Source organism: Mesorhizobium sp. C264A (assembly GCF_040324515.1).
In the GTDB taxonomy this organism is placed as follows: Bacteria; Pseudomonadota; Alphaproteobacteria; order Rhizobiales; family Rhizobiaceae; genus Mesorhizobium.
This window is the reverse complement of sequence record NZ_JAMYVY010000001.1, coordinates 714946-725823: the sequence shown is the minus strand read 5'-3', so window position 1 is coordinate 725823 and position 10878 is coordinate 714946. Positions and strand designations below refer to the sequence as shown.

At 65.1% G+C, this 10878-nt stretch carries 4 protein-coding genes; 3 read left to right on the top strand and 1 reads right to left on the bottom strand.

Going from position 1 to position 10878, the window contains the following annotated elements:
* Positions 1-2: 2 nt before the first annotated feature.
* Positions 3-1931 (bottom strand): autotransporter assembly complex protein TamA, encoded by a 1929-nt coding sequence (locus NKL04_RS03510; RefSeq protein WP_023699651.1) that lies wholly within the window; start codon positions 1929-1931, stop codon positions 3-5.
* Between the two features lie 277 nt (positions 1932-2208).
* On the opposite strand from NKL04_RS03510, the gene NKL04_RS03505 reads away from it, so the two are divergent.
* The 3 genes from NKL04_RS03505 (at position 2209) to NKL04_RS03495 (ending at position 10788) form a co-directional block, all read left to right on the top strand.
* The gene (locus NKL04_RS03505) at positions 2209-7695 is read left to right on the top strand and encodes an alpha-2-macroglobulin family protein (RefSeq protein WP_027050659.1); all 5487 of its coding nucleotides are present in this window, start codon (positions 2209-2211) and stop codon (positions 7693-7695) included.
* Between the two features lie 173 nt (positions 7696-7868).
* Positions 7869-9959 carry a penicillin-binding protein 1C gene (gene pbpC, locus NKL04_RS03500; RefSeq protein WP_023699652.1) on the top strand — a complete coding sequence of 697 codons (2091 nt, stop codon included), beginning with the start codon at positions 7869-7871 and terminating at the stop codon, positions 9957-9959.
* 145 nt (positions 9960-10104) lie between these two features.
* Positions 10105-10788 carry a M15 family metallopeptidase gene (locus NKL04_RS03495; RefSeq protein WP_023699653.1) on the top strand — a complete coding sequence of 228 codons (684 nt, stop codon included), beginning with the start codon at positions 10105-10107 and terminating at the stop codon, positions 10786-10788.
* Positions 10789-10878: the final 90 nt, after the last annotated feature.

The following is a 10878-nucleotide window of genomic DNA, read 5'->3' as shown; positions in this document are numbered from 1 at the left end:
CGTCAGAACGCCTGTCCGATCCCGGCATAGATGCCGAAACGCGGGTCGCCACGGTCGCGGTTGAGCGGCACGGCGGCGTCGATGCGCAGCGGCCCGAACGGCGTGATGTAGCGCAGGCCAACGCCCGCGCCGACCTTCACGTCGGAAAAGTCCGGCGTCGCTGTGGTCGAGACAGTGCCGGCGTCGACGAACGGCACGATGCCGATCGTGTCGGTCAGCGCAATGCGCATTTCGACCGATGTTTCGAAGAAGGAAAGCCCGCCGATCGGCTGATTGTCGATGTCCTTCGGTCCGATGCCCTGATAGGCATAGCCCCGCACCGAGCCGCCACCGCCGGAATAGAAGCGCCTGTCGGCTGGAACGTTCTGAAGGCCGGTGCCGACGATCGAACCCAGCGCGACGCGTTCGGCAAGCACGAATTTCGAGGCCGTGTCGAGCGACTGATAGGCCGACCCCTCGCCCCTGAGCTTGAGGAAGGCGGCGCCGCTCAGAATGTCATAGCTCGGTTCGGCATAGGCCAGAACCCTGAAGCCGCTGGTCGGATTGAGCCGGTTGTCCCTGTTGTCATAGACATATTGCAGCGGAATGCTGGCGATCAGGTATTTGTGCTTGCCGAAGGCGTCGGTGATCCTGGAATAGTCGAGCGCGATTTCAGCCGAAACCGTCTGCTTCTTGTCGATCTCATAGGACAGGCCGGTGCTGCCCTTGACCGAGAAATGGTCGTAGGCATCGGGATGTTCGAGCACGGTCTTGACGCTGGCGATGAATTTCGAAGCCGGCCCGACCACGCCCGGCTTCTCGAACATGATGCCGGCATTGTAGTTGAGCTCGCTGAGATCGTTGCTGCCGATGCCGCTGATCTTGCCCTCGATGCGCAGCTTTTCGGCCCGGCCGAACAGATTTCGGTGGCCCCAATAGCCTTCCAGGCCTAGCCCTTCGGTGTTGGAGAAAGTGCCTCCGACGCCGAAATAGCGTGGTTTGCGCTCGCTGACCTGAACGCCGATCGGAATGTTGCCGTCGGCGTCGAGACTGTCGGCTTCCTTCAGCGTCACGCTGTTGAACACTTCGAGCCTCAGCAGCCGGTCGCGGGCATCGTCGATCTCGTCAGGCGAATATTGCCGGCCGCGTTTCAGCCCGGTCATATATTCGGTGAACTCGCGATCGACCTTCTCGGTGTCATCGACGGTGGTGTCGCCATAACCGGCAACCGGCCCGGCGGCCACCGTCAGCGTCACGTCTAGCGTCGAGGTGGTGTGCTCGGCCACGACTTGCCGGTCAGTGATCCGGGCCAGCGGCCGGCCCTCCTGCTTCAGCGCCCGCACGATCAGCGCCTCCGCCTTGAGCACGGCGCCCGAGCCGGCATCGCCGCCGGCTATCAGGCCGAAATCGGCGCTCGCAAGCCCGGCGGCATCGCCCTCCAGCCTGATATTGCCGAGCGTGAATTTGGGCCCGCTGGCGATGCTGACCACCACGGGGATCGGCTGCGGACCAGTGAATTCGGCATCGGGCGGCAAATCGTCGAGCGCCTTGCCCTGGATGGTGATGGTGACGACGCCTTCATAGCGGGCGTCGGCATAAAGCGCGGCGACCAGCTGTTCGCGGTCGCTACGCGCCTTGGCCAATAGGCCGAGCGAGCCGGAAACCGGGCGGTCCTCGTCGGATTTCAGCGACGAGGCGTTTTCGAGCTTCTTGACCAGGTCCTTGTCGGCATCGGGCGCTTCGATGGTCACCGCATAGCGCAGCGGGTCGACGATATCGGCGTCCTCGTCATTCGAAGAGCCCCACAATTTGATGCCGAAGAGCTCGAAGGCGGCTGCCGACCCTGATTCGGCAACGAGCACGCTCGAGCACGCCAACGCCACAATCAGCGCACGCGAAAGCGTGCGCCGTGGCGCACTTACCTTCGACATCTGCGCTTCATACGCCGGCATCAGGACAACCTAGGTTACAAAACTAAAATTGGAATGAAGTTTTGAAGCGCTCGTAAAGGGGCCACAATCCAATTGTCTGAAATAGGCAGGGCTTGGAATTCACACCTTCTGCGTTTTCGCAAGAATGCGTGATCCCTTTCCCGTGGATGAACTATCGGCATACCGGTCATTGGCCGGTTTGGGAACCGTTGGCGGGCGGAAACCTGCCCGTCCTCGTGTTGACAAGCTTGACTGAAGCTTGAACATGCCGCGGACGTAGCAGTGTCTGGAGGGTGTTATGGCGATGCGCGCGGCGGCTCGTGGTCTGTCGATCTTGATTCTTCTCATTTTCGCCTGGGGGTCTGTAGCGCAAGCGGCCGAAGCCCGCCGGGTGGTGACCTCAAATAATTCCGACTATTTCGGGTTCGATCTCAGATCGGACCAGAATGTCAGCCTCGATCAGTGCAAGACGACATGCCTCGGCGACCCCGCCTGCCGCGCCTTTACTTACAACAACAAGGCCAAATGGTGCTTCCTAAAATCCGACTATAACCAGTTGAAACCCTTCAGCGGCGCGGTCGCGGGCAAGGTCGTCAATGTCGATGGCGACCCCGATATCGGCGCCCCGCCGGAACTCGCCTTCTTCCCCAACTGGATGGCCGACCAGGCCCAGCAATACCGCAACAAGCTGACCGATCCGGCCTATGACAAGCCGACCGACGGGCTGGAATCACTCCGCGCCGCCGCCGAACAGGCTGCACTGACCGGCGACCATGGCCAAGCCATGAACAAATACGAGGCCGCGGTCTCGGTCCTGCCTGACGACGGCCAGCTTTGGCTCGGTCTGGCGCGTGAAACGCTTGCCATACAGCCGGCCAGCGGCACCTCCGAATCCTACAATCTGCCGGTCAAAGGCACCTCCGCCGCCATCAACGCCTACAAGTTGCTGCGCACCACCAAGACCCGCGCCGAAGTGCTGGCGCTGCTCGGCAACGGCCTCGACCGCCGCGATCTCTACCGTCCAGCCCTGCAGGCCTATGAAGCCAGCCTCGCGCTGGTCAGTTCGCCGGCGGTCAAGGCCGAATATGAGGATCTCAAGGCCCGCAAGGGCTTCCGCGTCATCGATCACTCGATCGACGCCGACACCAGCGCGCCGCGCATTTGCGCGCAGTTTTCCGAGGAGCTGGTGAAGACCGGCGTCGACTACGCCCAGTTCGTCACCGTCGACAACCAGCCGCCCAAGGGCGTCGAGGCCAAGGACAAGCAGATCTGCGTCGAAGGCCTGGAACACGGCCAGCATTACGAAGTGACCTTCCGCGCCGGCCTGCCGGCCGCAATTGGCGAGGTCACCGCCGCTCCGGTCGTGCTGTCGATCTATGTGCAGGACCGCGCGCCGTCCGCCCGTTTCACCGGCGACAGCTTCGTGCTGCCCGCCGGCGCCCGCCGCGGCATCCCGGTCGTCACCGTCAACATGAACGCCGCGCAGATGAAGCTCTACCGCATCGGCGATCGTTCGCTCGCGCAGCTTCTGTCCGGCTATCAGTTCCTGAAGCAGCTCGACGGCTATGATATCTCCAGCATTTCCGACCAGATGGGTGAGCCGGTCTGGCAGGGGCAGCTCGATATCGCCAACGACCTCAACAACGACGTCACGACTTCGTTCCCGGTCGACGAAGCCTTGCCGCAGCGCAAGCCCGGCGTCTACGTGCTGACCGCGCAAGCGGTAAATGAAAATGACGAGGACAATTACAATTCGCTTGCCACGCAGTGGTTCGTCGTCTCGGACATCGGCCTGTCGACCTATACCGGCCAGGATGGCCTCAATGTCTTTGCCCGCTCGCTCGGAACCGCCAAGCCGATCGCCGGCGCCGAACTGACGCTGCTGGCCAGGAACAATGAAATCCTCGGCACAGCCACGTCGGACGCCGAAGGCCATGCTGTCTTCAACCCCGGCCTGACGCGCGGCGACGGCGGCATGGTGCCGGCCGTTCTGATGGCCAAGCAGGGCGACAACGATTTCGTCTTCCTCGACATGGGCCGCGCTGGCTTCGATCTGTCCGATCGCGGCGTCGCCGGACGCGCCGCACCGGGCGCGCTCGATGTCTATGCCTGGACCGAACGCGGCATCTACCGCGCCGGCGAGGATGTGCATGTCGCAGCCCTTGCCCGCGACGGCGCCTCCAAAGCGGTGGAAAACCTGCCGCTGACCTTCATCTTCACCCGTCCCGACGGCGTCGAGAACCGCCGCATCGTTGCCGATGGCGTCTCGGCCGGCGGCTATGCCGTCGACCTGCCGCTGGAAGCCAACGCCATGCGCGGCACCTGGACGGTGTCGATCTATACCGATCCCAAGCAGGCGGCCGTTTCCAGCCAGATGTTCCTGGTCGAAGACTTCGTGCCGGATCGCATCGAGTTCGATATGAAGTCCGACAAGCAGGAGATCGCCCAGGGCGAAACCGCCAACATCGACATTGACGGCCGCTTCCTCTATGGCGCGCCGGCCGCCGGCCTCGCGCTCGAAGGCGAGCTGACGCTGTCGACGGCGCGCGACTGGGACCGTTTCGCCGGCTATTCGTTCGGCCTTGCCGACGAGCAGTCGGCCGAGCCTTCGGTCACCCCGTTCACCGGTCTGCCGGTGGTCGGCGACGACGGCAAGGCGACCTTCCCGGTCACGGTCGACCAATTGCCCGCGACCACCAAGCTGGTCGACGCCAAGGTCACGGTTCGCATGCGCGAAACCGGCGGCCGCGCCATCGAGCGCTCGATCAACATCGGCATCCGCCCGCAAGGCCACATGATCGGCATTCGTCCGGATTTCGCCGACAATGAGGTGCCGCAGGGCGGCACCGCCAAATTCAGCCTCATCGCGGTCGATCCCGACGGCAAGCGCGAGACGCTGAAGGGCGCGCAGTGGTCGCTGGTCAAGGTCGAACGCAATTACCAGTGGTATCGCAACAACAACTCGTGGAACTACGAACCGGTCACCTTCACCAAGTCGATCGCCAACGGCCAGGTCGATCTCAGCGCCGATGCCGAGGCGACCGTGACGATGCCGGTCGACTGGGGCCAGTACCGGCTCGAGATCGAGACTGCCGATCCCGAGGGCCCGGCGACCAGCTATGAGTTCGACGCCGGCTGGTATGTCTCCTCGACCTCCACCGAAACGCCTGATGGGCTCGAGATCGCTCTCGACAAGGACAGCTATGCCGCCGGCGACGTGGCCAAGCTGAAAGTGTCGCCGCATTTTGCCGGCGAACTGCTGGTTACCATCGGCGCCGACAAGCTGCTCAAGACCGTCACGGCAACCGTGCCGGCCGGCGGCAGCACGGTCGACATCCCGGTCGGTGACAACTGGGGCGCCGGCGCCTACATCACCGCAACCCTGTTCCGGCCCGGCGATGCGCAGGAAACCCGCATGCCGGCGCGCGCCATCGGCGTAAAATGGCTGACGGTCGACCCAGGTTCGAAAAAGCTCGCCGTCACCCTGACGCCGCCGGACAAGACGATGCCGCGCCAGCAGCTGTCGATCCCGGTTTCGGTCGCCGGCGTAGCACCGGGCAGCAATGCCTATGTCACGGTCGCTGCCGTCGATGTCGGCATTTTGAACCTCACCAACTACAAGGCGCCGGATCCGGAGGGCTGGTATTTCGGCCAGCGCATGCTCGGGCTTGAAGTCCGCGACATCTATGGCCGTCTCATCGACGGCTCGCTCGGCACCACCGGCAAGCTCAGGACCGGCGGCGACGGCGCCTCCATGCAGCCGCAAGGCAGTCCGCCGACCGAAAAGCTGGTCGCCTTCTTCTCCGGCCCGGTCCAGCTCGACGCCGACGGCAAGGCAAGGATCGACTTCGACATCCCGCAGTTCAACGGCACCGTGCGCGTCATGGCCGTCGCCTGGACCAAGGAGGCCGTTGGCCATGCCACGACCGATGTCATCGTGCGCGATCCGGTGGTGATCACCGCCGGCCTGCCCCGCTTCCTGGCGCCTGGAGATGCAGCGATCATGCGGCTCGACGTCGCCGACACCGACGGTCCGGAGGGCGACTATGCCCTGTCGATCGCCACGACCGGCGACCTCTCGACCGGCGACAAGCCGTTGCCCGAAAAGCTGACTCTCGCCAAGGGCAAGCGCCAGACGCTGACCGTGCCGCTGGTTGCACAGACGGCGGGTAATGCCTCGATCACCATCAAGCTCGCCCATGGCGACGGCACCTCCGTCGAGCAGACGCTGTATGTCCCGGTGCGTCCGGCGCAATTGCCGGTCACCACCCGTCTGGTCGTCGACCTCAAGGGTAATGGCGGCTCTCTGCGCGTCGACAAGGAGCTGCTCGCGGCAAGCCTGCTCGACGGCGCCTCGATCAGCGTCGGCGTTTCGCAGGCTGCCGCCTTCGACGTGCCGTCACTGCTGATGACGCTCGACCGCTACCCCTATGGTTGCGCCGAGCAGACCACCAGCCGCGCCATGCCGCTTCTCTACGTCAACGATCTGGCGTCCGGCGTTGGCATGCAAAGCGATCCCGAACTGCACGGCCGCGTGCAGGCCGCCATCTACAAGGTGCTGAGCTACCAGGCTTCGGCCGGCAGCTTCGGCCTGTGGGGTCCGGGCTCCGGCGACCTGTGGCTTGACTCTTACGTCACCGACTTCCTGACCCGGGCGCGCGAGCAGAACTACGACGTGCCGGCGCTGGCGATGAGCCAGGCGCTGAGCAATCTGCAAAACTCGGTCGGTTACGACCAGGACGTCCAGGATCGCGGCAGCGAAATCGCCTACGCGCTCTATGTTCTGGCCCGCAACAAGAAGGCCTCGGTCGGCGATCTGCGCTACTACGCCGACACCAAGCTCGAAGCCTTCTCGAGCCCGATGGCCGTCGCCCAGTTGGCGGCGAGCCTGGCGCTCTACGGCGACGCGCAGCGTTCGGAAGCAACCTTCCAGACGGCGCTGCAGCTGGCCAAGTCGACCACCGAATACGACTACTACCGGTCCGACTATGGCTCGCGGCTGCGTGATGGCGCCGCGATCCTGGCGCTCGCCGCCGAATCGAAGCCGGTGCCGACCATCGTGCCGGAGCTGATCCGGCTGGTGGCAAGGGAACGCGCCGATGCCCGCTGGACCAGCACGCAGGACGAGTCCTGGATGCTTCTGGCGGCCCGCGCGCTGAAGTCGGGCAACGACTCGATCACGCTGTCGGTCAACGGCGCGCCGCATGCAGGTGGATATTCCAACCACCTCAGCGGCACCGACATTGCCGACAGCCCGCTGACCATCGCCAACACCGGCGCCACGCCGCTGCAGGCGGTCGTCACCACGGTCGCCTCGCCGGTAGAGCCCTTGCCGGCCGGCGGCGACGGCTTCACCATCGACCGCACCTACTACAAGCTCGATGGCACCGAAGCCAACGTCACCGAGGCGACGCAGAACGAACGCTACGTGGTCGTGCTCAAGGTTTACGAGCAGAACCGCTGGCCTTCGCGCCTGCTGATCACCGACCTGTTGCCGGCCGGCTTCGAGATCGACAATCCGGGCCTTGTCTCCAGCGCCCAATTGTCGAACTTCACCTGGCTGGCGCAAACGGACGCAGCCCATCTCGAATTCCGCGACGACCGTTTCGTCGCGGCATTCAATCCCAATGACGGCGATGGCGACCGCAACATCATGCTGGCCTATGTCGTGCGTGCGGTGACGCCGGGCACCTACGCCCATCCGGCGGCCACGGTGGAGGACATGTACCGGCCGCAATATTCGGCCCGCACCGCCACCGGTATGATGGAGATCAAGGCGCCGTAAGGCGCCTTGATTGACGTAGCGATGGCGCTGCCCCTCATCCGCCTGCCGGCACCTTGTCCCCGTATAGTGACGGGGAGAAGGGCGCTGTGGCGTTCGCCGGCACCCCTTCTGCGACGTTGGAAATTGCCGAAAACCTCTGCGCAGGCCCCGGCAGGGCAATGAGGGGCGGCGCCATGCTTTCCAGGAAATTACTTCGCCTCACTGCCATAACCGCGGCCACCTGTGCCGGAGTTCTGGCGGCAGGAGCCGTTACCCTGTGGGAACTCGACCGCGCTTTTCCGCCGCCACTGCCCGGAAGGCTCACCGTCTCCACCGAGGTCCAGGACCGCGACGGCCAGCTGTTGCGCGCCTTCGCCACGCCGGACGGTTACTGGCGGCTCGACACTCATCTCGACCAGGTCGACAAGCAGTTCGTCGACATGCTGGTCACCTATGAAGACAAGCGCTTCTGGGACCATGATGGCGTCGATGTGCTGGCGCTGGCGCGCGCCGCCGGCCAGTTCGCCACCAGCGGCCATATCGTCTCCGGCGGCTCGACCCTGTCGATGCAGCTTGCCCGGCTGATCGAGCCACGCGAAAACCGCAGCCTCGGCTCGAAGATCAAGCAGATGCTGCGTGCCATCCAGATCGAGCGGCGGCTGTCCAAGCAGGAGATCCTCGAACGCTACCTGACCTTGGCGCCCTATGGCGGCAATCTTGAAGGTGTGCGCGCCGCCTCGCTCGCCTATTTCGGCAAAGAGCCGAAGCGGCTGACGGTCTCGGAAGCAGCACTGCTCGTCGCCTTGCCGCAATTGCCGGAAAAGCGCCGGCCCGACCGCAATCTCACCATCGCTCATGCCGCCCGCGACCGCGTGCTGACCCGCATGGTTTCGGCAGGCCTGCTTGGCGAGCGCGAGGCCGCGCGCGCCGCCCTCGACGATGTCTCGGGCCTGCGCCGCAAATTGCCGGCGCTGGCGCCGCACGCCGCCTACGCCATGCTGCCCAAGGCTGTGCCCGGCAAGCCACTGCAGCTTACGATCCGCAAAAGCGTCCAGCAAGGGCTGGAACAGGTGGCGCGCGATGCCGCGATCAAGCTTGGCCCGCGCCTGTCGGTCGCCATGGTGATGGCGGACGCACGCACCGGCGACATTCTTGGCGAAGTCGGCTCGGCCGATTTCTTCGATGCCAGCCGCTCCGGCTGGATCGACATGACCAGGATCGTGCGTTCGCCCGGTTCGACGCTGAAGCCGTTCATCTATGGCCTCGCCTTCGAGCAAGGGCTGGTGGCGCAGGAAATGCTGATCGAGGACAGTCCGGTCGATTTCGGCGGCTACCGGCCAAAGAATTTCGACATGGGCTATCAGGGGGATGTCTCGATCCGCCAGGCGCTGCAGCTGTCGCTCAACGTTCCGGCGATCCGCGTGCTCGACTCGGTCGGCCCGGCACGGCTGATGGCGCGCTTCCGCCAGGCCGGCGTCAGCCCGGTGCTACCGGTCAACGAGGCGCCGGGCCTCGCCATCGGCCTCGGAGGCGTCGGCGTAACGCTGCGCGATCTCGTCCAGCTCTATACCGGCCTCGCCAATGGCGGCAAGGCAAACACGCTGCATGACGGCACCGAGCCGGCCAACCACGAGCGCGCCACCGCCACCATCCTCGACGCCCAGGCGAACTGGCAGATCACCGACATATTGTCGGGCGTAAAGCCGCCTGAGGGCGCCTTGCAGCGCGGCATCGCCTACAAGACCGGCACGTCCTACGGCTATCGCGATGCCTGGTCGGTCGGCTTCGACGGCCGCTACGTGCTGGGTGTGTGGGTCGGCCGCGCCGATGCCGGTGCGGTGCCCGGCCTGTCCGGCTATGTCTCGGCCGCCCCCATCCTGTTCGAGGGCTTCGTCCGTTCAGGCCTCACCGCCGTCCCGTTGCCCAGCCAGCCGGCCGGCGTCGTCAAGGCCAGGCGCGAAGACCTGCCGGTGACATTGGCGCGCTTCGGCGCCGGCGCCGACGGACTGGTGCAGGCAGGCCCGACGGAACCGGCGCCAACGATCATTTTCCCGCCCAACGGCGCCCGCGTCGATCTCGCCACCAATTCCGCCGAGGCCTCGCCGCTGGTGCTGAAACTGCAAGGCGGCCGCGCGCCGTTCCGCTGGCTGGCCAATGGCAAGCCGCTCGTCGGCATCGACCGCCGCCGCACCGCGACCTGGCTGCCCGACGGCGCCGGCTATTCGACGCTCACCGTCATCGACGCCGTGGGACGCGCGGCAAGCGTGAAGGTGTTCGTTGAATAGATGGCGCCAAGCGATTCAGGGGATTGGGCTTCTTCGCCCGAGGCCCGGCGCGAGGCACCCCCCTCTGGCCTGCCGGCCAATGGCCGGCAGGCCAGAGGGGGGTGTGCCGAAGCGCTTGCATCGAGGATTGGCCTTAGCCCTATCCATGTTCGTTTCGACTTGCTCCCCCGCCGACGCCGATCCCCTGCCCGCCGGCTTCGTCCGCCTGGCCGATGTCGATCCCTCGATCCGCCAGGACATCCGCTATGCCGGCCTGGAAAATTTCCTGCATAGCAAGGCCGATGGCTACGACGCCCCAATCTGCATCCTCACGAAGCAAGCTGCGCAAGCGCTGTCCGGCGTGCAGAAAGCGCTCGCCGCCGACGGCCTGACGCTGGTCGTCTTCGACTGCTACCGCCCGGCCCGCGCCGTTGCCGACATGGGCAAATGGACCAGAGAGGGCGGCCCGCCCGATCCGCAATGGTACCCTCAGGTGCAGCGCGGCGACCTCATCGCCAAGGGCTATATCGGCGAATTGTCCACCCATTCGCGCGGCTCGACCGTCGATGTCGCCATCGCCCGCAGCGACGGCAAGAACAAGTCATCCGCCGCTTGCGGCGCGGCCGGCGCCGGCACGCTCGGTTTCGGCACCAGCTTCGACTGTTTCGACCCGGCAAGCGAAACCGCACATCGCCCATTGGCGGCAGAAGCGGCGGCAAACCGCAAAAGGCTGCTCGACGCCATGCGCGCCGGCGGCTTCAAGAATTATGCGCGCGAGTGGTGGCACTACACGCTGAGGGATGAGCCGTATCCAAAGCTGCGCTTCGATTTTCCCATCACTGCGGGCTGAACCGCCCGGTGCTACACCGAGCCTTCCCTCGCTCGGCCTTGCTTCTGCGGTGTCAGCTCCTAGATAGGGTCAAACCGGCCGGATTTGGGT

What these genes read in the sequence shown, in the direction of transcription:
- NKL04_RS03510 (WP_023699651.1), bottom strand. Translation starts at nt 1,931, where the DNA reads ATGCCGGCGTATGAAGCGCAGATGTCGAAGGTAAGTGCGCCACGGCGC.
- NKL04_RS03505 (WP_027050659.1), top strand. Translation starts at nt 2,209, where the DNA reads ATGGCGATGCGCGCGGCGGCTCGTGGTCTGTCGATCTTGATTCTTCTC.
- NKL04_RS03495 (WP_023699653.1), top strand. Translation starts at nt 10,105, where the DNA reads ATGTTCGTTTCGACTTGCTCCCCCGCCGACGCCGATCCCCTGCCCGCC.
- pbpC (WP_023699652.1), top strand. Translation starts at nt 7,869, where the DNA reads ATGCTTTCCAGGAAATTACTTCGCCTCACTGCCATAACCGCGGCCACC.